Source organism: Paenibacillus sp. S02, assembly GCF_019454065.1.
Classification (GTDB): Bacteria; Bacillota; Bacilli; order Paenibacillales; family Paenibacillaceae; genus Paenibacillus; species Paenibacillus polymyxa_B.
In genome coordinates this window covers 5,760,161-5,781,173 of record NZ_CP073682.1, presented here as the reverse complement: position 1 = coordinate 5,781,173, position 21,013 = coordinate 5,760,161, and the positions used below count along the sequence as shown (strand labels likewise).

At 45.4% G+C, this 21,013-nt stretch carries 21 protein-coding genes; 11 read left to right on the top strand and 10 right to left on the bottom strand.

What is annotated here, in order from left to right; all coding sequences use genetic code 11:
• Positions 1-55: 55 nt before the first annotated feature.
• Positions 56-517 carry a copper amine oxidase N-terminal domain-containing protein gene (locus tag KAI36_RS25740; RefSeq protein WP_220026375.1) on the top strand — a complete coding sequence of 154 codons (462 nt, stop codon included), beginning with the start codon at positions 56-58 and terminating at the stop codon, positions 515-517.
• Positions 518-974: 457 nt separating this feature from the next.
• Here the strand turns inward: KAI36_RS25740 and KAI36_RS25735 are convergent, their stop codons facing one another.
• The 5 genes from KAI36_RS25735 to KAI36_RS25715 all read right to left on the bottom strand — a co-directional run bounded on the left by KAI36_RS25735 (position 975) and on the right by KAI36_RS25715 (position 4,457).
• Positions 975-1,877, bottom strand: a complete 903-nt coding sequence (locus KAI36_RS25735; protein ID WP_220026374.1) for an AraC family transcriptional regulator — start codon at positions 1,875-1,877, stop codon at positions 975-977.
• Between the two features lie 130 nt (positions 1,878-2,007).
• On the bottom strand, positions 2,008-2,304 hold the full coding sequence (locus tag KAI36_RS25730; RefSeq protein ID WP_071643847.1) for a hypothetical protein: 297 nt from the start codon (positions 2,302-2,304) through the stop codon (positions 2,008-2,010).
• Between the two features lie 242 nt (positions 2,305-2,546).
• Positions 2,547-2,834 carry a KGG domain-containing protein gene (locus KAI36_RS25725; protein WP_220026373.1) on the bottom strand — a complete coding sequence of 96 codons (288 nt, stop codon included), beginning with the start codon at positions 2,832-2,834 and terminating at the stop codon, positions 2,547-2,549.
• Positions 2,835-2,958: 124 nt separating this feature from the next.
• Complete coding sequence (locus tag KAI36_RS25720) at positions 2,959-3,720, bottom strand: ABC transporter permease (RefSeq protein WP_025724094.1); 762 nt, start codon at positions 3,718-3,720, stop codon at positions 2,959-2,961.
• The gene (locus tag KAI36_RS25715; RefSeq protein ID WP_220026372.1) at positions 3,717-4,457 is read right to left on the bottom strand and encodes an ABC transporter ATP-binding protein; all 741 of its coding nucleotides are present in this window, start codon (positions 4,455-4,457) and stop codon (positions 3,717-3,719) included. The genes KAI36_RS25720 and KAI36_RS25715 overlap by 4 nt, the downstream gene beginning before the upstream one ends.
• A 244-nt stretch (positions 4,458-4,701) precedes the next feature.
• On the opposite strand from KAI36_RS25715, the gene KAI36_RS25710 reads away from it, so the two are divergent.
• Entirely contained in the window at positions 4,702-5,301 is a 600-nt protein-coding gene (locus KAI36_RS25710) for a TetR/AcrR family transcriptional regulator (RefSeq protein ID WP_220028209.1), read from the top strand.
• A gap of 100 nt (positions 5,302-5,401) precedes the next feature.
• Entirely contained in the window at positions 5,402-6,043 is a 642-nt protein-coding gene (locus tag KAI36_RS25705) for an SDR family oxidoreductase (protein WP_220026371.1), read from the top strand.
• A 90-nt stretch (positions 6,044-6,133) separates the two neighbouring features.
• On the opposite strand, the gene KAI36_RS25700 is transcribed toward KAI36_RS25705, so the two are convergent.
• Complete coding sequence (locus tag KAI36_RS25700) at positions 6,134-6,808, bottom strand: SDR family NAD(P)-dependent oxidoreductase (RefSeq protein WP_220026370.1); 675 nt, start codon at positions 6,806-6,808, stop codon at positions 6,134-6,136.
• A 153-nt stretch (positions 6,809-6,961) separates the two neighbouring features.
• Between KAI36_RS25700 and KAI36_RS25695 the strand changes: the two genes are divergently transcribed.
• From KAI36_RS25695 to KAI36_RS25685, 3 genes are all read left to right on the top strand, one after another.
• Positions 6,962-7,516, top strand: a complete 555-nt coding sequence (locus KAI36_RS25695; RefSeq protein ID WP_023990922.1) for a TetR/AcrR family transcriptional regulator — start codon at positions 6,962-6,964, stop codon at positions 7,514-7,516.
• Between the two features lie 197 nt (positions 7,517-7,713).
• Positions 7,714-8,424: an MBL fold metallo-hydrolase gene (locus tag KAI36_RS25690; protein ID WP_220026369.1), complete on the top strand. Its 711-nt coding sequence runs from the start codon at positions 7,714-7,716 to the stop codon at positions 8,422-8,424.
• 276 nt (positions 8,425-8,700) lie between these two features.
• Entirely contained in the window at positions 8,701-10,395 is a 1,695-nt protein-coding gene (locus KAI36_RS25685; RefSeq protein WP_220028208.1) for a glycosyltransferase 87 family protein, read from the top strand.
• A gap of 132 nt (positions 10,396-10,527) precedes the next feature.
• Here the strand turns inward: KAI36_RS25685 and KAI36_RS25680 are convergent, their stop codons facing one another.
• The 4 genes from KAI36_RS25680 to KAI36_RS25665 all read right to left on the bottom strand — a co-directional run bounded on the left by KAI36_RS25680 (position 10,528) and on the right by KAI36_RS25665 (position 13,932).
• The gene (locus KAI36_RS25680; RefSeq protein ID WP_220028207.1) at positions 10,528-11,232 is read right to left on the bottom strand and encodes a Crp/Fnr family transcriptional regulator; all 705 of its coding nucleotides are present in this window, start codon (positions 11,230-11,232) and stop codon (positions 10,528-10,530) included.
• Positions 11,233-11,293: 61 nt separating this feature from the next.
• Positions 11,294-11,464 (bottom strand): rubredoxin, encoded by a 171-nt coding sequence (gene rd, locus KAI36_RS25675; protein ID WP_220026368.1) that lies wholly within the window; start codon positions 11,462-11,464, stop codon positions 11,294-11,296.
• 2 nt (positions 11,465-11,466) lie between these two features.
• Complete coding sequence (locus KAI36_RS25670) at positions 11,467-12,660, bottom strand: NAD(P)/FAD-dependent oxidoreductase (RefSeq protein ID WP_220026367.1); 1,194 nt, start codon at positions 12,658-12,660, stop codon at positions 11,467-11,469.
• Between the two features lie 36 nt (positions 12,661-12,696).
• Complete coding sequence (locus KAI36_RS25665) at positions 12,697-13,932, bottom strand: FprA family A-type flavoprotein (protein ID WP_220026366.1); 1,236 nt, start codon at positions 13,930-13,932, stop codon at positions 12,697-12,699.
• Positions 13,933-14,156: 224 nt separating this feature from the next.
• Between KAI36_RS25665 and KAI36_RS25660 the strand changes: the two genes are divergently transcribed.
• The 5 genes from KAI36_RS25660 to KAI36_RS25640 all read left to right on the top strand — a co-directional run bounded on the left by KAI36_RS25660 (position 14,157) and on the right by KAI36_RS25640 (position 21,005).
• Positions 14,157-14,498, top strand: coding sequence for a cupin domain-containing protein (locus tag KAI36_RS25660; protein WP_025721355.1), 342 nt, complete (start codon positions 14,157-14,159; stop codon positions 14,496-14,498).
• A 192-nt stretch (positions 14,499-14,690) separates the two neighbouring features.
• On the top strand, positions 14,691-15,464 hold the full coding sequence (locus KAI36_RS25655) for a class I SAM-dependent methyltransferase (protein ID WP_220026365.1): 774 nt from the start codon (positions 14,691-14,693) through the stop codon (positions 15,462-15,464).
• Positions 15,465-15,735: 271 nt separating this feature from the next.
• Positions 15,736-17,367, top strand: a complete 1,632-nt coding sequence (locus KAI36_RS25650) for a response regulator (RefSeq protein WP_220026364.1) — start codon at positions 15,736-15,738, stop codon at positions 17,365-17,367.
• Positions 17,364-19,127, top strand: a complete 1,764-nt coding sequence (locus KAI36_RS25645) for a sensor histidine kinase (protein WP_220026363.1) — start codon at positions 17,364-17,366, stop codon at positions 19,125-19,127. Before KAI36_RS25650 ends, KAI36_RS25645 begins: the two co-directional genes overlap by 4 nt.
• Positions 19,128-19,337: 210 nt before the next feature.
• On the top strand, positions 19,338-21,005 hold the full coding sequence (locus KAI36_RS25640) for an ABC transporter substrate-binding protein (protein WP_220026362.1): 1,668 nt from the start codon (positions 19,338-19,340) through the stop codon (positions 21,003-21,005).
• Positions 21,006-21,013: the final 8 nt, after the last annotated feature.

Here is a 21,013-nt window from a genome sequence, read left to right as displayed (position 1 = left end):
TTAAGTAATAATGAGTTCCATAAATCCGTTTCTACTAGAAAAGGAATGATGTAGTGTGTTGAAAAAAGCAGTTCATACTATACTCTTTGCTGTGATTCTCTTTGTAACCGTAGAACAGGCAAATGCTGCACTCCCTAAATATTTGTACAATCTTGTCCTTAAAGTAAACAATGTTGATGTTACATCTGATGCAAATCCTTATATCGAACGGGCAACCGATACAACGTATGTTCCTATTAGATTTGTATCAGAAAGTTTGGGTGAAAGTGTAAGTTGGAATGGAGAGAAGCAGGAGGTTACAGTCCGTTCTGAAAATGATAAAATCGTACGTCTGACTATTGGAAGTAAAGTAGCTTTTGTAAATGGTAAAGAAAAAATAATGCCTGGTACGCCTGTTATGCCAGTATCGCCTAATCGTGTGATGGTGCCTCTCAGGTTTGTTTCAGAGGTTATGGGTGCGACTGTAGACAGTACCCTGAAAAATGAGACTACATATGTAAACATTACTAAACCATAAGGAAAGTACCAACTACAAATGAGAAATGTTGTGATCAATATGATTCCTTCATCTCCTGACTACAGAAGGTCGAGTACGAGCCTGAGAAGGTAGATAATATTTTGGAAGATAATTTCAAGTGATTTTAATTTTTCAATTTTCTAATCAAACGGTCCAAAGCGTATCCAATGAGATACCAGAAAACTAGTGTAGTGAAGTAAACAATGGCTATGGGGATGTCTGCCTCTCGCACAAATCGAAATGATTCATACATCCAAACCAACGGACTAATAATAGCTAATAGTATATTGTAGTCGTCGTACCCCGTAATATTTACAGTAATAACTAGACATGAGATTAGGACCAGCCAAACACGAAAAGATTTCATTGCCTATACCTCCATTCCATTCTAAAAACAAGAAGCCGCAAGAGGATGAACAGCATCCTGATCGTAGCGGCTTCTTCGGATTCTTTTTCTCTACACTTTTTTCACTGGACGTAACACTGCGTAGCCGTAAACTTCTGGGAAATGCCGCTGATAATCCTGCTTCGTTTCCTCATCCCATTCATACCCCAGGCTGCTAGGGTCAAAGTTCCAAGCCTTCTCCTCCACCGTTCTCATAACGTCTCCATTGTTTTTTAAATAATCGAAGGGTGGGTGGAAAAACACCAGGTAATCTGATTCGGGGATGTCCCGGCACTTCATTCCTGCGGGGATCTCTCCGGCATAGTCAGCGGCAACCGGTATTCCATAGAGATAGCCCTTCTGACCATCCTGATAGAACCAGCCCGCAGTTTGGCCCAATTGTTCGGGAAGCTTGAGATGAGACATGCTTTCCAATGTTCCGCAAATTTCATCACAATTGTGACCGTTTCTCCAGAAATCACCGTAGTTTCGTGAAGAAGTATCCCAAATTCCAATAAATTTGTGTGCTGGTATACGCTCGATTTTGACTTCAGCTTCTTGCAAATGATCCTTAACCATCTTATCCCGCTCCTTCAAATGGTAATGATAAGGAGAGAATACCTCAACACGAATGGCTAACGGAATAGGTCGGGGCTCCTTCTGGTATACAGCCGGAGTTACCTCAAACGCTTTTACAAATGCCCGTGTAAAAGCCTCCTGTGAAGAAAACCCATACTTTACTGCAATATCGAGGATACGGACATTGCTATCCCGGAGTTCCAGTGCAGCACGGCTAATCCGGCGCATCCACACATAATCCCTTAACGTCATTCCTGTAAGAGAATGAAACTGTTTTGTACAGTAGTAAGGGGAGTAGCCTAACTGATCGGACATTCTCAACAACGAAGGTGCTGAAGTAAGATTATTATCAATCCAATCGATCATGAGCTGAACCATTTCGTTCCATTCGTACACGAGGGTTCCCTCCTTTCGACTCCATCTTAACAGCCGGAATACAGGAATATTTGACTTGAGTTGCATGCACTCTTTTGTATTCATGAACTTTAATCAAGGGCTATGTTAGTCCCTGTTGTCTTATTCTATTTTACTCCTCTACATAACGGATATATGGGCGTTGAAAGTACCTTTGATCAGACACGAAATAATATTGTTTGCCTATAACCAGAGGAGGGATCACAGACTTTGAGGAAATATATAATTCTTTATATTCACTTCCGTTAGAAGCATCTCTCTGTATGACCAAGTAATCATCTGTAGTTTTAACTAATTTAGCGGTTTCTGCTGAGTGATGACCTGAATAATAATAAATCCAGCTGAAAATCAGTGAAAAAAATATAATTCTTAGAATAGTTGCAGCCGTTTTATTCTTTGTAATCAACATTCGCGCAAACCTCCCATAATCCATTCTTTCATTTGTAATAAAATATGCATGATTGGTTATTTAACCTGTTTATGTATATTGTAAGGTGTATGATCCGATGATGAAAGTAACTTTCACACAAAAAGCCTATCTGCCAAAACAACGGCAGATAGGCTTTATAACATAAACGTCCACTATACTTCGTGTTTATACGCAGTCTGTGCCTCTACATTACAATTGCACCGACCACACATTCCCTATTATCAGTTATCCCTACGCTGACGTGCGCGGGCTTCGCCGCCTTTACGGCCAGCTTCTTCCCTACTCATTTTCCCGTCGCTATCACTCTGGTTTGAATTGCCACGGGCTTCACCGCCCTTGCGTCCGATTTCCTGATAGAAGTCCTTGTCATGATTTTTGGAAGTGGCTTCGCCACCTTTTTCGCCAATTTCCTGATAAAATTCTTTGTCGTGATTTTTAGCAGTAGCTTCTCCACCTAAACGTCCTGCCTCTTCGCGACTCAGTTTGCCATTTTGGTTGTTGTTAGCCATGTTCAATCACTCCTCATCGAATTTTAGTAAAGCGTGTTCGTGTATCTATTAACCTTCATGTCAGGAATTAAACATGTCTACTTTTTTATAGAAGCTGGTAAATAACTGGATATATCCGCCTCGATCAGCGTTCCCATGCTTCTGTGTTCAATTGTTGCTGGCGGGTAAATAATGCCGGATAAATGAACAAGCTTAGCAGCACGCTGGTCAAAATAGCAGAGGTCATGGTAGTAAATACGATTAGCAATTGCAAACGCACGGCGGCAATCGGATTGGCACCTGCGATGATTTGTCCGGTCATCATGCCGGGAAGCTGGACAAGCCCTAACGTTTTCTGCCCCTCGATGGTTGGAATCATACTGGAACGTATGCAATCCTTGAGTATAGGGAAGATGGCTTGTCTAGGCGTGCCGCCTAGCGCCAGAATGAGCATGATTTCAGGCTTGCGCAGCAGGACTTCCGACTTGAGCCGGGACACCAGCAGGCTGGACAAAATCATGGAGCTGCCAATGATCATGCCGCTAATCGGAATCATATATCGGGCTGTCGCCGGAATAATATGCAGGCCAATCAGGAACGCCTGCGTAACGATTTCCACACACAGCAGCGTCAGGAATGACTTCCACATGAGACCGGGGATAAATCGTCCTTTGCGCGCAACATTTTGTGAGGCTACGGTAATCATGAGCAGAATGAATAATACGATAAATCCGTAGCTTTGCATCCCAAAAATCAAATGCAATACATATCCAATCGCCAGCAGTTGAACCGACGCTCTGATTGTGGCGATGATAATGTCTCGGTCCAGACCGAGTTTGAAGGATTTGGACATGACGATGGCGATAAATACAAAACCGAGAGAGAGAATCAAGGCAACAATCGTCATACCCATTCTCCTGCTACAAACTTGCGGGTCTCACTATGCTGCGGAGCATTAAAAAACGTCTCCGTATCCGCTTGTTCTACCAGTCTTCCGTCGATCATCAGCCATGTTTGGTGGCCTACCCTGCGGGCTTGTTCCATATGATGCGTAATCCAGATCATCGTTGTTCCCTCTTCTTTGTTCATTTGCAGCAGCAGTTCCTCAACCTCTTTGACCGAGGCAGGGTCCAGTGCAGAAGTAATCTCATCCAGCAGTAAAATATCCGGGCGGTTCGCGAGCGTCCGCGCCAAGGCCAAGCGCTGTCTTTGTCCACCGGACAGTTCCTGTGCCTTTTGTTCCAACAGGTCGCGGGTGAGTCCTACGCGTTCCAACAGGCCGGCAGGATCATCCAGCACTGTACCGTGCAGCCGTTCTACGGTTTGGAGATTGTACAGGACAGTTCCCTGAAGCATGGGGGCATCCTGAAAAACCAATGCTACTCTCCGTCTCAGTTCAGAGATCTCCCACTCCGATATAGGTTTGCCGAGGACACGGATGTCCCCTTCATCCGGTGTCATTAGGAGGTTGCACAGTGAAAGCAACGTGCTTTTACCAGACCCCGATGGACCGACCAACGTGGTGATTTTGCCGGGGGAAACTTTTGCTGTAATCCCGTTCAGAACCGCACGTTGCTGTCCAGACCCGGTGAAATATTTGATGATGTGATTGAATTCAATAGCTGGAAGTGGCTTGGATTCCATAGATATAGCTAGCTCCTTTGTAGGGGATCGAGAAAGGGATCAGATCCGTTCTATGATCTTATTTTTTTATTATATCAGTAATGACTGCTATGCTCTTCTATAAAAGCTTTGATGCAGGTTGGCTGTTGTAAACGGCATCTTTTTTGTATAAACTAACGGGATTAGTTAAAATAGAATCTGGATCAATTCTGTATAGGTATAAGGAACCGGATTACATAGAAATTCGATGAAAGGAGACAGGATGATGTCGCCTAGAAACGGAGTAAAGCTCCAAGATATCCTGCGGGCTGCCGAGGACATTGCCAATGAACAAGGGATGGGGGATGTCACGCTCACCACGCTGGCGCAACAGCTGCATATTCGCCCTCCGTCCTTGTATAACCACGTGAACGGATTGAACGGACTGCGCCAAGTACTGGCATTGCACAGTCTCGAACAGTTGGAGGAAGCTTTGATGAGCGCAGCGGTGGGTAGAGCGGGCGAAGATGCGCTGACCGCTATGGGGAAGGCGTATATGCGGTATGCTCGCGAGCGACCCGGTTTGTATGAAGCGATGCTGTATGCAACTGATCGAAATGATACCGAAATGAGGCAGGCTGCGGATCGCGTGGCCGAGCTGGTCATTACCGTCCTGTCCAGTGGTTATGGCTTCAAGGAAGAAGATTGCATTCATGCAGCGAGGGGATTCCGTAGTCTGCTTCATGGATTCGCCTCGCTTGAACAAAAGGGCGGCTTTGGTTTACCTGTGGAGGTGGACCGGAGTATTGAGGTGATGATGGCTACCTTTTTGGCAGGTCTGAGTGTGCGGCAAAAGCGAGATGTCGAGCTTACCAAAGAAGCCTGATTTCAACCTGATGCAGCTAACATGATTGCGTCGCAGACCCGAAGGGTAAAATACATCTGTATAATGTAGATGAGAGACTGCGAATACAGGAGGGGTATGAGTGAACGTACTGGTGATTGGTGCAAATGGAAAAGTAGGCAGACATCTTGTCTGTCTATTGGGGCAAAATGAATCGCATCGCGTAAAGGCGTTGATCCGAAATTCGGATCAGGCCGAAGCGCTTGAACGTTTGGGAGCAGAAACGGTGGTAGCTGACCTCGAAGGGACGGTTGGCGAAATTGCCGCAGCTATAAAAGGCAGCGATGCTGTCGTATTTACAGCAGGCTCCGGCGGGAAAACAGGTGCAGATAAAACGCTGCTTATCGACTTGGATGGAGCGGTCAAGGCGATGGAAGCCGCCGAACAAGCAGGTATCCAACGCTTCGTTATGGTCAGCGCCCTACATGCGGAGAATCGGGAGCAGTGGCCCGAATCCATTAAACCGTATTATGTGGCGAAGCATTACGCTGACCGCCTGTTGGAAGCGAGCAAACTAGACTACACGATTCTTCGTCCGGGTGGTCTGACGGATGTTGTGGGCACCGGCAAAGTTGCTACTGGTGAGGAGCTCACCAGCCATACCATTTCCCGTGAAGATGTGGCGGCAGCGGTGGTAGCAGCGCTGGAGGAACAGCAGACGTATCATCGTGCAATTAATTTGGTGTCTGGCAGTACGCCTATTGCTGAGGCAATCCGGCTATAATTACGGATGAAGTTGTTGCACAGAGGACGTTATAAATGACAAAAAAGCGAGAAGACGGCCATCCATGGTCATCTTCTCGCTTTAATAATTTTACAGCTTGGTTGGATCCATTTCTTTTGGGAATGTTTCTTCAAAGCTATGCTTTTTCTCGTATAAGTTGTACCAAGCTTCTGCGATGATATCTGGATCTCCTGCCGTACCAGCTTGTATGAAAGTGCCGATTGAAAGGTGTCCTACAAAAACTCCTTTTTCTTTCAGTTCATTATGCAGGTTAGTTGCATAGTTTCGAAGACCGGACATCACGATACCACCATTCCCAAGACTGGGCAAAGGGAACATGGCAGATATGCCCGTTGTAAATAGAATCGCGCCTGAACCATTGCTGATCATGTCAGGCAATACTTCATTGACGGATAGAACTGCAGGAAGCACAATGCTGTTGACTTGTTCCAAGACGCTTGCGGGCGTTGTTTCTAAAATATCTGTGAAATTACTCCATCCTGCATAAGGACTGAATTCGAGTACATCAATACTACCTAAGTCTTCTTTAGCAGCCAGTAAGGCTTGTTTTAAAACGTTCAAATCCGTAATATCCGCGACATAAGAGCGCGCTACAATATTCAGGCTTTTTAGTTCATTTGTGATGATTTCCAATTTTTCTGGATTACGAGAAACTAAAGCTACCTTAAACCCTTGCGCCCCGAATTTTTTCGCGATAGATAAACCTAACCCGAGTCCTGCACCAATTATTGCAATAGTTTTCATCTTATATGAACTCCTTATTTGTGGTATATTTTAAAGCAACATATGTTGTTTTAGTAAGTATAAGCCCGCTTAATATATGGAACAACCAACAATTAAATGAGAATGTTGCTATAGAAACAAAAATTGAAATGTGCCAAATAAGGAGGGCAGAACGTGGGGACAAAAGTAAAAAATATGCGAATGACACATACAAAAAGGTCTTTGATTAACGCTTTTGTTAATTTAGTGAATGAAAAGGATTTTGAAAAGATAACAATAGCAGATCTAACAAAAGGGGCCCAAGTGAATCGTGCTACATTTTATGCCCATTTTAATGATAAGTACGAAATGTTGGATTACATGATTGACGACTCTGCTTCGAACGTCATTGAAAAACGAACATTAGGAGTAGTAGAGTTCGATCAGGACACCATAAACCAACTCGTTCTAGCAGTATGTGACTTTCATCAACAACCGAAAATTCAATGTCGTCGTAGCTATTTAAGTCTTGCACCTCTGTTGAAAGAAAAAATGTTAATTGAACTGAAAAAATATTTAGTGAAAAGTTTAGATAACATATGTACAGACTCAGAGAAGAGTTTTTATGTACCTATTTATGCCAATATCATACATGAGGCTGGTTATTTATGGGCATCTGGAAATACTCCGTTTGATAAAGAGGAAATAGCCAAGAAGGCTTCATTATTAATAACAGGAGGAAAAGGTTAATTCTTGTTTTGAGAGGCATCCCCGGAAGCAGATTTCCGAGGATGCTTTTTTGCTGTTTCCTCAGTATGATCATCCCCGTAGCGGTTCCAAGCTCCAACTCCGGGTGAATAGCAGCAAAAATATTTGCTTAAAACTAATTATATTAATTATAATACTAATATAATTAGTTTATAATTAAGACAAGGAGATGAGCTAAAATGCGTATTGTTCAGGTGCAGCATGTGTATCAATTGACATTTATGCCCCGCCTGTTCCCGGTGAACTGTTATTTGGTGGAGGAGAAAGAGGGGCTCACCTTGGTAGATGCCGGATTGCCATACAGTACCCGTGGTATAGAGCAGGCTGCGGTGCGGATCGGGCAGCCGATTATTCGAATTGTACTTACCCATGCCCATGGGGATCATGTGGGTGCGTTGGATAAGCTCAAGGCAAGGTATCCTGACGCGCAAGTATTCATTTCAAGGCGGGACGCACCACTGCTACAGGGCGATGTATCGTTGGAGGCAGGAGAACCGGATACTCCTATTCGAGGCGATGTACCGAAACATATCCTTACCCAGCCTGACGTTTTACTGGAGGATGGGGATCATGTAGGTTCGCTGTTGGCGATCAGCGCACCGGGACATACGCCGGGCTCGATGGCATTTTTGGATACTCGTACCCGTGCGTTGATTGTAGGCGACGCCTTCCAGACCCGAGGTGGTATAGCGGTATCAGGAAGGCTTAAGCCGCTGTTTCCTTTTCCGGCACTGGCTACCTGGAACAAGGAAATTTCGCTGAAAAGCGCCAAAAAGCTGGCGAGTTTCAATCCATCTTTATTAGCTGTCGGTCACGGTAACATGCTGAAGCATCCACAATCTCAGCTGGAAAGGGCGATTATGGAGATGGAACGACAATCTTCAGTGTGATGATTCCGTATTCAGCCAACATTCAGCCAGAACTCACAAAGTCCTAAGCTAAGGCAGATACAATATGGGAAAATAGAAACAGAGAGAGGTGCATCGGATTTGAACGTTTGGAAAGCGAACGGTCTGAAATATATACTTCTATTTAGTCTCATATTGTGTGCTGTCGCTAGTGTCGTTTCGTTATGGAGTTATTCAGGTAGTTCTGCGTCCCAGTCTGCGGCTGTTAGGCAGGGCCCATCCGGCGGGTTCGGAGGAGGAAGCGGACCTGGTGGAGGTATGGGAGGACCGGGGCAACGTCCCTCTGACGGTCAGACCGCGGGGAACCGTGGAGCAGGAAATGTAGGACAAGATCAGCAGGATTCGGCGAATAGTGCTGACAGCAAAAATCAGGGAACGACAGACCAAACTACCAACTCCTCCACTGAGGGGACATCGACATCGGGTGACAAAGGTACAACGGCCGGGAATGATACGTCTTCGGGCGGCAGTGGTGTTGCCGGAGACGGACAGCACAGAGGCCCCGGTGGCATGTCTGGTAACGGATCTGGCATGGGCGGTCCTGGCGGTGGCATGGGTGGTGGAAGAAGTGGCAACTCCTCATCTGCTTATGCTACTCCGCTGGCGATTTTCGCCGCTTTGTTCTTCGGTGCATTCGTGTTTATTGCGTACCGTTTTCGGGCTCGTGAATGGAAGCTCGGGGAACGTAATCGGGGACTGATGCTGTGGACAGTGCTGGGTGTGGGGTTCCTTTTAAGAATGGCGATCGCCCCATGGATCTCGGGTCATATGGATTTGATGCTATTCCGGAACTGGGCTACGACTGCAGCGGATAGCTTATCGGGCTTTTACACGAACGGATCAAGTGATTATCCGCCGTTCTATATTTATATTTTATATGTGATCGGTCAAATCGGCTCTACGGATGCTTTCAGTCCCTATATGTCCGTGCTGCTGCGGCTCCCCAATATATTAGCCGATATCGTGACAGCGTACATGCTGTACCGGTTGGCGAGCAAACGGGTCGGCTATGGAATAAGCCTTGGATTGGCTATATTCTACGTGTTTAACCCGGCGGTGTTTATCAATTCGACCTTCTGGGGGCAGGTAGATTCTTTCTTTACTATGCTGATTGTGGGCATGATTGTGCTGCTTGTGGAAAACCGGGTCGGCTGGTCAGCCGTATTGTTTACGGTAGCCGTATTGATGAAGCCGCAGGGGATTATTTATGGGCCTGTTCTGTTCTTTGAGCTGCTGAGACAACGTAAAATACAGCCTTGGCTGTTGTCCATTGGCGGTGCCGTTGTGACGACCATTCTGGTTATATTGCCATTTTCGTGGGGGCAGGAGCCGTTATGGCTGCTAGATCTATACAAGGGAACGGTTGGCGAATATCCGTATGCTTCGGTGAACGCGTATAACTTTTTTGCACTGATTGGTGGCAATTATACGCAGGACACTACAACGCTGTTCCTGTTCAGTTACCATACGTGGGGTATGATCTGCATTGTGTTGGTGACTCTATTTACATGGTGGATGTATATCCGCAGTCGCAAACCACAATTTGCAGCGGCAGCTGCACTGGTGCTCATTGCAGGTGTATTTACCTTCGCTTCCAGCATGCATGAACGGTACTTGTTCCCTGCGGCCGCGTTAGCTGTACTGGCGTATCTGTATTTACGAGACCGCAGATTTTTGTGGCTTGCGGGTGGATTCAGTCTTACCATTTTCCTGAACACCTTTGATATCTTCTATAGCTCCAATTCTCGGGATCAATACGGTATTATTTTGTGTGTGACATCATTGTTGAATGTGTTGTTGTTTGGGTATTTGGTCAAAGTAGTGTGGGATTGCTCCAAATCGACCACGATTGAGACTGCTCCTTCCACAGACAGAGTTTCGCCAGAACTTCCTTCAGCGCGGCCTGCATGGGGAGCGTCTTCCCAAGGTGTGAACACGACAATTGATAGTTAGTGGAGTATAAAATACGGTGAAAAAACCGCCTTTTAACGAAATGGAAGTGGTTGATAGATCAACTGCAATCCATAAGTTAAAGAAGCGGTTTTTTGTTGTCCTCATGTTAGAGTAACATTGTATCTATGTGTCTCAATCCATATATTCGTTCAGTTTCTGTACATCGCAGATGGTGATCTCTCGTGTACCCTTGCTATGAATAATCCCCAGCTGTTCAAATTTTCCGAATTTGCGACTGATGGTTTCGCGGGTGACACCCACATAATTAGCCATTTCCTCGCGTGAAAGGGGGAGATTTATTTTAATGTAGGAGCCGTCCGGCTTGCCGTATTTATGTCCAAGCTCAAGAATCATATAGGCGATGCGGATTTCCGGGTCTTTGGTAGCTAGGCTTTGAGCCAGGTTTTCGGTATGTGCTAAGCGTTTAGTAATGGTTTTGAGCAGCTTCAAAGAGATATCGGGATTGTTGCGGATCAACTGCTCCATATCATCCTTGGTAAGCATGCATATATCCGTATTCTTTAAGGCATACGCACTAAAATTACTTAGCTCATCGCTGTTAAAAATATTCAACTCGCCAAAAAAATCACCAGTTGTCAGAATGTGCAGAATTTGTTCTTTCCCCTGAGGTGTCATTTTCAGAAGCTTCACATGTCCACTTTTAATAATGAACAGCGTATCGGAAGCCTGCTCCTCCACAATCAAGGCCTCGCCTTTCTGATATTTTCGGTGTCGGATCATGGAGCTGACCTTACACAAATCTTCGCAGGACAAAGAGGAAAAGATAGGCACTTTGCGGGCACAGGGCTCCTTTTCGCACTGGCAGGGACAGGACATCTCATTCACATTCATTCACTCCATTCATAAACCGGAAACTACAGGTTATAGCGCATGGTTGTTATTCTGTATCATCTATTGGGGCAAAATGACTTTGATCCTCACCGCAGACTGGACAAACCCATTCTTCTGGAAGATCCTCAAACGCTGTACCGGGCATAACGTCTTCATCGGGGTCACCGATAGCAGGATCATAAATGTATCCACAGGGCTGACATACATATTTTTTCATCTCTAGTTCTCCTTGTCATTCAAAATTTTTGTAAGCTCTGGTGCGTCCGGTTTGAGTCCCTGCATGATGGCTGTTTTGTATGGTAGTGAAGCAAGGGCATCCCCAAAGCCAATCACGCCGCAGATAGAGCCGTTTTGTATGAACATACGTGCATAAGAAGCTTGATTTTTAGTAATCAGGCTGGTGTCGCAGACTTGTTCGTCTACTAGACCGATGGAAAAGAGAGGAGATTCATAGCAGTTCGAAAGGGTTATAGGGAGGGGACGCTGATAGCTGACGGATGCGCCCGCCATATTAGCTCCTGCTATTTTTCCCTGCTCCATTGCGCTTTCCCATAACCCATCTACTCTACTCTGAAATTCGGCTGCATCACCTGCTGCATAGATATTGGCGGAGCTGGTCTCCATCTGCGCATTCACCAGAATGCCTTGTCCAATATTAAGGCCGATTTGGCGAGCAAGCTCCGTATTCGGTACAATTCCGATAGAGTACACGACATGCTCGCAGGGGATAACAGAGCCGTCCTGTAGTTCCACACCTTCTACGTGATCTGTGCCTTTAATACGTTTTACGCCTTGCCCAAGGCATACCTGAGTACCCCGTTCGGTCATTCGATCGGTCAAAATAGCGGAGGCCTTTTCATCTAGCTGACGGGGCATAAGCCGATGCGAAGCTTCCAGTATGGTTACAGAATACCCTGCTTGCTGGAAGGACCAGGCGGTTTCCACGCCTTGAATACCGCCGCCGATGATACATATCCGGTCTCCCTGTCGCAATTCCGCTTTAAGGCTATCTGCATCTTGTCGAAAACGGATATTGTGAACGTTCCTTAGAGAAGCCCCATCTAGCACAAGCTTACGGTTGTGAGCTCCTGTACACAGCAGCAGCTTGTCATAAGCAACGGTTTGTCCATCTATTGTTTTGATAGTACAATCCTCTGGATGTATCTCGGTTATCTTGATGCCGGAATACACATGAATTCGTTGATTGGCAAACCATTTTTCCTTTTTGATCAGGATTTTGTCACTGTGCAAATCAGTGAATAGTCCCTTGGAAAGTTTGACTCTGTTATACGGAAAGGATGCTTCCTCCCCGTAAATAGAAATTTCGGCCAGATCATCATGATCTCTAATCGCTTTTGCCGCGTTGACGGCGGCGACACTGCCTCCGATAATAACGTAATGTTGGTTACCCATTCAGTATCTCTCCTATTCGCTATACGCTACTGTGTTTTAAATAACACTAAGCAGTAGATCTGAGACAAATTCAGCGGCATTTTTAATTTTCTTCACTTTTTCAACTTCTGTAGGAGAGAAACGAATACGTACCGGGAATTCCACATGGGTCATACCCGTTGATTTGATTACCTCTGAAGTGCTTTGGACCTTCATATTAGTACCGTTCAAGTAATCCTGTACAACTTCAATGGCTTCCCCGCTCCAGCCGTAGGAACCAAAGGCAGCAGCCAGCTTGCCTTCCAGATTCATCTTTTGCATTTGTTGCAATAGGTCTTCCAATTTGCCTGTCATGTCGGCATATTTGGTAGAGCTACCGACGAAAACAGCATCCGCTGAGGCAATACTATTCAATATTTCCGTTTCTTCGGCTTTATCCACGTCCCATAGCTCCACCTTGATTTGGTTCTCCAAAAAGCAGTCCTTCAGGATGTTTGCCATTTTTTTAGTATTATTTTTCAGGGTGGCATAGACAATCGCTACTTTTTTATCCTCCTTGGTTTCGGTACTCATAGAGGCGTACAAATCAATAAACTTGGCAATATCATGTCGGATCGCGAAGCCGTGGGAAGGTGCAATCATCTCAATATCCAGATCGGCAACAGCTTCGATTAATGTGCGCACATATCTGCGATGTGGATGAATAATAGCCTGGTAGTATCCGATAAAGTCCTCGGTGATATCAAAACCAGCCTCATCGGCAAATAGATGCTCTACAGCCACGTGTGTACTGAAAATATCGCAAGGGAACAAGATTTTATCTTCTATACAATACGTAATCATGGTTTCTTCTGTATGAAGGTAAGGTGTTTCCTTGAACAGCAGTGTCTTGCCTCCAATATCCAGTTGATCCCCGTCCTTGATTACGAGGAAGTTACGATGCTGAAGCTTGTACATTTGTTGAATTTCCGGAACGGCAATCTCAGTGCAGACAATCGTGGCGTTCGTTGCTTTGGAAGCAAGTGCCGCCAATCCACCCGAGTGATCCGGTTCGGTGTGATTGACGATGATATATTGAATGTCCAATGGATCGATCAATTCGGTTACAGCTTCTGCAAATTCTCTACCGAACGCCATATCTACGGTATCCACAATGGTTGGCTTTCCAGTTTTCAGTAGATATGCATTATAGGTTGTGCCCTTAGATAGTAGAAGACGATGAAAGGGAACCTCACGATTATCAATTTTTCCTACCCAATAAATATCCTTTGCGAGCTTGAATCCAGGCTTCATATGGAATAACCTCCTGCTTGTTTTGTTTATCTAACACAATTTGATTCTAGTTGGATGTGTCGATGAAAAAGATGATTGAAATCAAATTTTTAAATATTTTAAAAGTATTTTTACTTAAATTTAGTTTTGTGATTGCAATCACAAGGCGAGCGAAATAATCCAATACAATAAAGGTATTAATCCATCTTAAGCAAATTTAATTTCAAACAGGAGCGTGAACTAATATGAAAAAATCAAACCTCATTCAATTTCAGGAATATAAAGAAGCTGCGTTTACAAAACGAATTGTGCATAAGGAAGCCGACAATGTAATTTTTATTCTCAACTTTACTCCTAATGCCGAGCTGCCAACACATAATCACCCAGGAGCGAATGTATATTTGCTTGTTCTTGAAGGTAGCGGTACTGTAACTGTGAACGGCGAAGCAACGGAAGTTGTCCAAGGGGATATCATTCATGTTACGGGCGATGAGCACTTTTCCTATCGTGGCGGTGCAGAGGCGAATTCCAGTCTGCATGTAGTGTTGACCCAAACGCCAAGTGAAAGCTATGCGCAGAACATATAAAAGAGGACACAGCACCATCATTGTATAAATGGAGCATTTGCATAAATCGTAAGAGCGGGTCTCCAATCAGCAATATATAGATATTGAATGATGCAAAATGCTCATATCAAAAAAAAGAAAATGGTTATTTTTTTTCACTCGTATTGATAATGAATATCATTATCAAATTTTAAGAAGAGGTGTTAATAGCCAATGCAGACAGTAGATTACAAACAGGTGCCAGGGCACTGGATATTAGCAAGTCTCGGTAAGCGCGTGCTTAGGCCCGGAGGGTTAAAAACGACACGTTGGATGATAGAGGGACTTGATGTAACCGGGCAGGATGAGGTTATTGAGTTTGCCCCCGGATTGGGTATAACTGCCCAAATCACACTGCGGCTTAATCCCCGCCGTTATATTGCGATTGAACAGAATGAGAAGGCGGCTTCTATTGTAAAAACGTATGCAAGCGGAGCAAACCGGGAAGTCATTATTGCCGATGCTGAACAGGTTCCGTTACCGGATGCCTCTGCGACGGTGGTATATGGGGAAGCCATGCTGACGATGCACACAAGGGCCAAGAAAGCGCAGATTATTTCGGAAGCCAGGCGGCTTTTGAAAGTAGGCGGGAAGTATGCTATTCATGAGATGTGCCTTGCTTCTAACCATATTGAGCCTGCGCTCAGAAAACAAATTTACAAGGATTTGGCTGTAGCCATGAGAGTTAATGCGACACCGCTGACGGTGTCAGAGTGGGAGCAGCTGCTGAAAGAGGAAGGCTTTAAGGTCGTTAAAATCTATACGGTTCCCATGCACTTATTGCATCTGCCACGTATCATTCAGGACGAGGGCTGGTTGAGATTTGGAAAAATTGCCTTTAACCTTATGCGTAACCATGCTGCCCGGACAAGGGTTATGGGTATGCGCAAGCAGTTTGTAAAGTACGCCGACCATCTGCAAGCGGTCAGTATCATCGCTGAGCGATAGCCTGAATTCACGAATAAGAGAATAATAAAGCTTTTACGCAATAGCAATAAAGGAGACGAACCCCTATTCAGGGATTCGTCTCCTTTTTGTATATTTGCTGCTTTGGCTTGGCTGCTGGCGTGCGCATGCTTTGCACCCCTCTATTCGTCATATATTAGGTGTAACGAAAATTTCCAATTCCTGATGTTTTACATTACCATAGTGACTGAGATCATTGGAATAGTTAACTAAAATAATAAAATAGGCATACATCAAAAGGAGGAAGCGTGTTATGAAGCTGCATCGAGCCATTGTGGTGGATGATGAAACCTTTACTCGTAAAGGGCTGCTTCAACTCATGGATTGGCAAGCCTGTGGTTTTGAAATCGTAGGAGAAGCTGATAACGGTGAGGATGCGCTGGAGCTAATCAGCCGTATTCACCCGGACCTGGTCATTACCGATATTCGTATGCCTGTGCTGGACGGATTAGAGCTGATTCGGTCTGTGCTCGAACAGAGTACAGAACATCCCGCGTTTATTATCTTAAGCGGCTATAGTGATTTTGCTTATGCGCAGCAGGCAATCCGCTATGGGGTTCATGATTTTATGCTTAAGCCGATTGATGAGGGTGACTTTTCGGCTACACTGCGCAAGCTGAGTGAAAGACTGCATCGTGAACAACAGAATGCACAACGATATCAGAATCACCATGCAGGTGGGCTGTTAGAGACTGTGATGATGAACCCAGTGGATGATGTAGTGGTGACACAGTGGGAGCAGCAGCTATGGCTTGGGGAAGCCACGTATATGTACTATGTGCTCGTCGAGCTGAATGACCAACATCCCTGGCGCTCCGGTGACAATAATATCATGTTATCGCTTTTCCAATTCAGGGAGCTTATAGAGCAAGCGCTTCATCGTTTAATGGATGGCAAGTACCCTCTCTATGTTCATGAGCATCGTAACCGGATTGGTCTTATCGTACCGGACTTCTTTTTGGGGTGTTTTGAAGGCAAGGTCGAAGTTTTTATGAAAGCGCTACAACGAGAGATAGAGGGGATGAAGACACTAAAAGATCAGCTGGGAAGTCGAGTTTTCGTTTATGCAGGAAAGCCTGTGAATCGGTTGCAGGATATCCAGCAGTCCTACGCCTGTGCGAAGGAAGCAGTGCTCCATAAATACATTTATGACCATGGCGGTATTGTTGCATATCTACAGGAGGAAATGCCACCACTCCACTATAAGACCATCCCTCAGGACGTACTGGATCGCTTGACGGAACAAGTCGAGGAACTGCGGTTGGATGAGCTGCGTGTGGCCGTGGATTATTTATTTAGCAGCTTTCGGGAGGAGTGTTATGCTCCTGAGGCTATGAAAATGAGTCTGCATCAATGCTTACTTAGTATCGTTCGGGTCATTCAAAACATGCAGGGAGATGAGCGCTCACTTCAGTCACTAGAACCGATGATGAACTGGCAGGACATGAACCTGTCCCTGGGTGAACTACAGCGATTGTTTACAGCTTTTGCAGAGGAAAGTGGAAGGTATATTGGGGCTCTGCGCAAGGATTGTCAGCAAGGAGGCATCCAGCACATCCGTGCTTACATTGAGCAGCATGCCGCCGAGAATATAAGCCTGAAAAGTATTGCGGCTCGCTTTTACATGAACCCGGTATACCTCGGTCAATTGTTCAGAAAAACGTATGGTGTGTACTTTAACGAATTTCTGCTGAAATTGCGCGTTCAAGAGGCGAAACGCTTGTTGCGGCAGACGGATTTACGGATTTATGAAATTGCTGAGCGCGTGGGCTTCGGCAGTTCAGACTATTTTGTTACCCAGTTTGAAAAGATGGCGCACGCCACGCCTAGTGAATACCGCAACAGCCTGAGTATTGGCGATGAGCCAGAGAGGGCCAGCGAATGAAGATGCTGAGAACGACTCTTGATCATGTGCGATTGCGGGATAAAATGCTGCTGCTTTATTTTCTCTGTGTTTTTACGCCTGTAGTGCTGACCAATCTGATTTTTTACCATGTTACCTCGCAAAATGTGAAAGAACAGCGTATTCAGGATATTTCGCGCGCACTGGAACAGATTAAAATTGAATTTCACCGTGAATTTGAAGATGCGATGGAAATCTCGTCTATCTTTTATACCGATCATCAACTCAATGAGGTATTGGAAGAAACATATCCCCACCCTGCTGACTATATCGCCGCTTATGACTCTTATTTACGTCGTATCTTGAACAATACTTACAGTCCTGCATACCATTCCGTAGGTGGAATTACGATCTACACAGATAATTCAACGCTGCTGAATTCCGGGGGAATCAGCTTTATAGATGAGAGAGTCAGAAACTTCCCCTGGTATACCAAAATCCCGCCTGGACGCCAGTCCAAGCCTATATTTGTACGTACCGATGACAGTACAGGCGAACAGCTGCACCCTTTCAGCCTGATTCGGCGGATGAACTATTTTTATTCCCAAAATGGTCGTGAAAAAATACTAAAAATAGAACTGCGAATGTCGTCCATTCGGGAGATTTTCAATAACCTGAATTTGCAGGGAAGTCTCTTTTTGCTAAACGAACGAGGGGAAATCGAATATACAACGGACCCCAAAGTGGATATAAACCACAAAACTGTGTCCTATAGCACCCTCAAGCTGCCAGAGGACACCATGGAGTTCAAGACGAATTATGTGCTTACGAGCAATCTGAATGGCTGGAGCATTGTGGCTGCGGTATCGAGAGATGCAGTGCTGTATGAAATGCAGAAATCCCGCAATTTTGTGCTCTTGTTAACCTGTGTAAATATGCTGCTGCCAACATTAATTATTATCTGGATTACACGTTCGCTGAACGTGAGGATTCATCGTATTTTAAAGCACATGAAAAAGGTGAAAAATCAGCATTTTGAGCTGATTCCTGGTACAGAGTCGCGAGATGAAATCGGGCAATTAACAGGTGAGTTTAACCGAATGACGTTGAAAATAAAGCGACTGATTAACGATGTGTATATGGCCGATATTCAGCGAAAAAATCTGGAAATTCAGCGCAGACATGCCCAGTTGAATGCACTTCACAGCCAGATCAACCCGCATTTCCTGTTCAATGCGCTGGAGACGATTCGCATGCGGAGCTTGATGAAGCATGAGGATGAGACAGCACGCATTATTCATAACATGGCACGGATTTTCCGCAATTCGCTGGTGTGGAACAAGGATCGGGTTACTTTGCGGGAGGAGCTGGAGCTGATCCGTTGTTTTCTGGAAATCCAGCAATATCGCTTTGGTGAGCGAATACAGTACGAAGTGCAAGCGCGCTCTGAAGACCTGGACAATCTGCTTCCCAAAATGGTCGCGCTGACACTGGTTGAAAATGCAAGCATCCACGGCATTGAGCCGCTAAAGCATGGGGGACGCATTGAGATTCATTTTGAGCATGAGAAAGGACAACTGATTCTAACGGTTCGGGATGATGGGGTGGGCATGTCTGAGGAACAGGTACAACGCTTATATGGTTACATGCAAAGGCAGGAAGAAATGGGTGAGCGTATAGGTCTACAAAATGTCATCTATCGTCTTAAACTTTACTACGGGAGCCGCTTTGAGCTTGCCATTCGCAGTGCACCCGGCGACGGCACGGAGATTCGAATTAGGATTCCTGCGGATCGGGAGTGAGGTGGAGAGCAGTACCTATTTTGCTTTGAAGGACCTTTACCTATAGTTTTCTAAGTAACACCTTTAGATTGACAGGTGAACGAAATGAACAGCATTTTATAAAATGAAAGTGCTTACAATTTAGAGTGTGCGGGATTCTCAGTGCTTGAGGTACGTGCGCACGATATTCACACACAATCGACAAAAGAGGACGAAAGGGGAGGGTCTGGCATGGCAAGCAAAAGGCTCGGAATCATCACTCTGGTAATGGTTATGATGGCGTCTATGATCGCTGCTTGCTCAGGGAGCTCGGGCAAGGAGCCGGCGTCAGGAGATAGCAAGGAGAAGGTCACATTCACGTATTTTAATGCCACTGCGGGGAGGGACATTAATACCAAAGAAACGCGGATCGGCAAAATCCTGGAGGATCAGACGGGGGTAAACTGGAAGCTGGAGCATTTGGTGGGTGATTCCAATACGAAGATCGGTACATTTATTGCCAGTAACGATTACCCGGATGTGATAGTACCGGATGGTACGATCGATAAGCTGCTGGATGCCGGGGCTTTTATTCCCCTGAATGATTTGATCGACAAGTATGGACCGAATATTAAGCGTGTATATGGACCGTACTACAACTTGATGAAGGCGGAGGATGGGAACATTTACTTTCTGCCGCTCAGTGCGGTGGTAGGCGATTATTTACCTGCACCTAACTTAGAGCAAGGAGCCTTTTGGGTGCAACGCAGGGTATTAAAAGAAGCGGGATATCCAAAAATCAAAACACTTGACGAGTATTTAGCCCTGATTCGTAACTATGCGAAAAAGCATGCAGATGAGGGCTTGACTGGGTACCTGGCGTTAACCACGCAGGATAGGTTTTATGCTCTTACGAACGCGCCGATGCATCTGGCAGGCTATCCGAATGATGGCGGCACGATTATTGATATGAAAACACACCGGGCCACGGATTATGGAGATATGGAAATCACAAAGCGGTATCTGAAAGAGCTAAATCAGCTCAATGTAGAGGGCCTATTTGATAAATCGTCCTTTGTGGACAATTACGATCAATATCTGGCGAAGCTGACCTCGGGTAAGGTGCTGGGCTTTTTCGACTACCGCTGGCAGGCGGGGCAGGCCCTGAATAATCTGCAGGAGGCTTCCAAGCAATCGGGCAATGATGATATGGAGTATATAGGGCTGCCTGTTGTATACGACCAGAATATAAAGGATCAGTACATTGATCCGTCGTCATTCGTTAATAACCGAGGCATAGGAATTACGGTCAGTGCCAAGGACCCGGTACGTATCATCAAATTTTTTGACAACCTGCTGACCGACGAAAACCAGGTGTTATCCAACTGGGGAATCAAGGGAGAAACCTATGATGTAGATAAAAAAGGACGCTTTTACCGGACTGAGGAGCAAATTAAGCAGACTGGTCAGGACGCGTTCCGCGAATCATTCGGGTTCAAATATTTTGAATACAGTTGGCCGCGATACGGTAGCGGTTCTACCCTGCCTGACGGCAACTCCGTTGGTGCCGGACGGCAGCCGGAGGTTGCGCGTATGTCCTACACCGAGGGAGATAAAAAGCTGCTAAAAGTCTATGGTGTAGAGTCCTTTTCACAAATGTTTTCTGCACCTGACGAACGTCCATGGTATCCGGCCTGGAGTATCCCAATTGCTCAAGGCTCAACTGCGCAGCTCTTCCAGCAAAAGAAGGGGGACCTGCAGCGCAAATATTTCCCGCGTTTGGTGCTGTCTGCACCGGAGCAGTTTGATGCGATATGGAGTGAATACACTACTGAATTCAACAAGCTGGATGTAAAGGCGTATGAGGAGCTGATCACGAAGGAGGTTGCCAAAAAAATCGAGAATCCCGGTAAAAAATAAAGGAGGAA

Coding starts and splice junctions, on each gene's coding strand:
- KAI36_RS25715 (WP_220026372.1), bottom strand. CDS start 4,457: ATGGAATCCAAGCCACTTCCAGCTATTGAATTCAATCACATCATCAAA.
- KAI36_RS25720 (WP_025724094.1), bottom strand. CDS start 3,720: ATGACGATTGTTGCCTTGATTCTCTCTCTCGGTTTTGTATTTATCGCC.
- KAI36_RS25680 (WP_220028207.1), bottom strand. CDS start 11,232: ATGTCCTGTCCCTGCCAGTGCGAAAAGGAGCCCTGTGCCCGCAAAGTG.
- KAI36_RS25700 (WP_220026370.1), bottom strand. CDS start 6,808: ATGAAAACTATTGCAATAATTGGTGCAGGACTCGGGTTAGGTTTATCT.
- KAI36_RS25710 (WP_220028209.1), top strand. CDS start 4,702: ATGTCGCCTAGAAACGGAGTAAAGCTCCAAGATATCCTGCGGGCTGCC.
- KAI36_RS25665 (WP_220026366.1), bottom strand. CDS start 13,932: ATGAAGCCTGGATTCAAGCTCGCAAAGGATATTTATTGGGTAGGAAAA.
- KAI36_RS25650 (WP_220026364.1), top strand. CDS start 15,736: ATGAAGCTGCATCGAGCCATTGTGGTGGATGATGAAACCTTTACTCGT.
- KAI36_RS25690 (WP_220026369.1), top strand. CDS start 7,714: ATGCGTATTGTTCAGGTGCAGCATGTGTATCAATTGACATTTATGCCC.
- KAI36_RS25640 (WP_220026362.1), top strand. CDS start 19,338: ATGGCAAGCAAAAGGCTCGGAATCATCACTCTGGTAATGGTTATGATG.
- KAI36_RS25725 (WP_220026373.1), bottom strand. CDS start 2,834: ATGGCTAACAACAACCAAAATGGCAAACTGAGTCGCGAAGAGGCAGGA.
- KAI36_RS25670 (WP_220026367.1), bottom strand. CDS start 12,660: ATGGGTAACCAACATTACGTTATTATCGGAGGCAGTGTCGCCGCCGTC.
- KAI36_RS25730 (WP_071643847.1), bottom strand. CDS start 2,304: ATGTTGATTACAAAGAATAAAACGGCTGCAACTATTCTAAGAATTATA.
- KAI36_RS25645 (WP_220026363.1), top strand. CDS start 17,364: ATGAAGATGCTGAGAACGACTCTTGATCATGTGCGATTGCGGGATAAA.
- rd (WP_220026368.1), bottom strand. CDS start 11,464: ATGAAAAAATATGTATGTCAGCCCTGTGGATACATTTATGATCCTGCT.
- KAI36_RS25655 (WP_220026365.1), top strand. CDS start 14,691: ATGCAGACAGTAGATTACAAACAGGTGCCAGGGCACTGGATATTAGCA.
- KAI36_RS25660 (WP_025721355.1), top strand. CDS start 14,157: ATGAAAAAATCAAACCTCATTCAATTTCAGGAATATAAAGAAGCTGCG.
- KAI36_RS25685 (WP_220028208.1), top strand. CDS start 8,701: ATGGGAGGACCGGGGCAACGTCCCTCTGACGGTCAGACCGCGGGGAAC.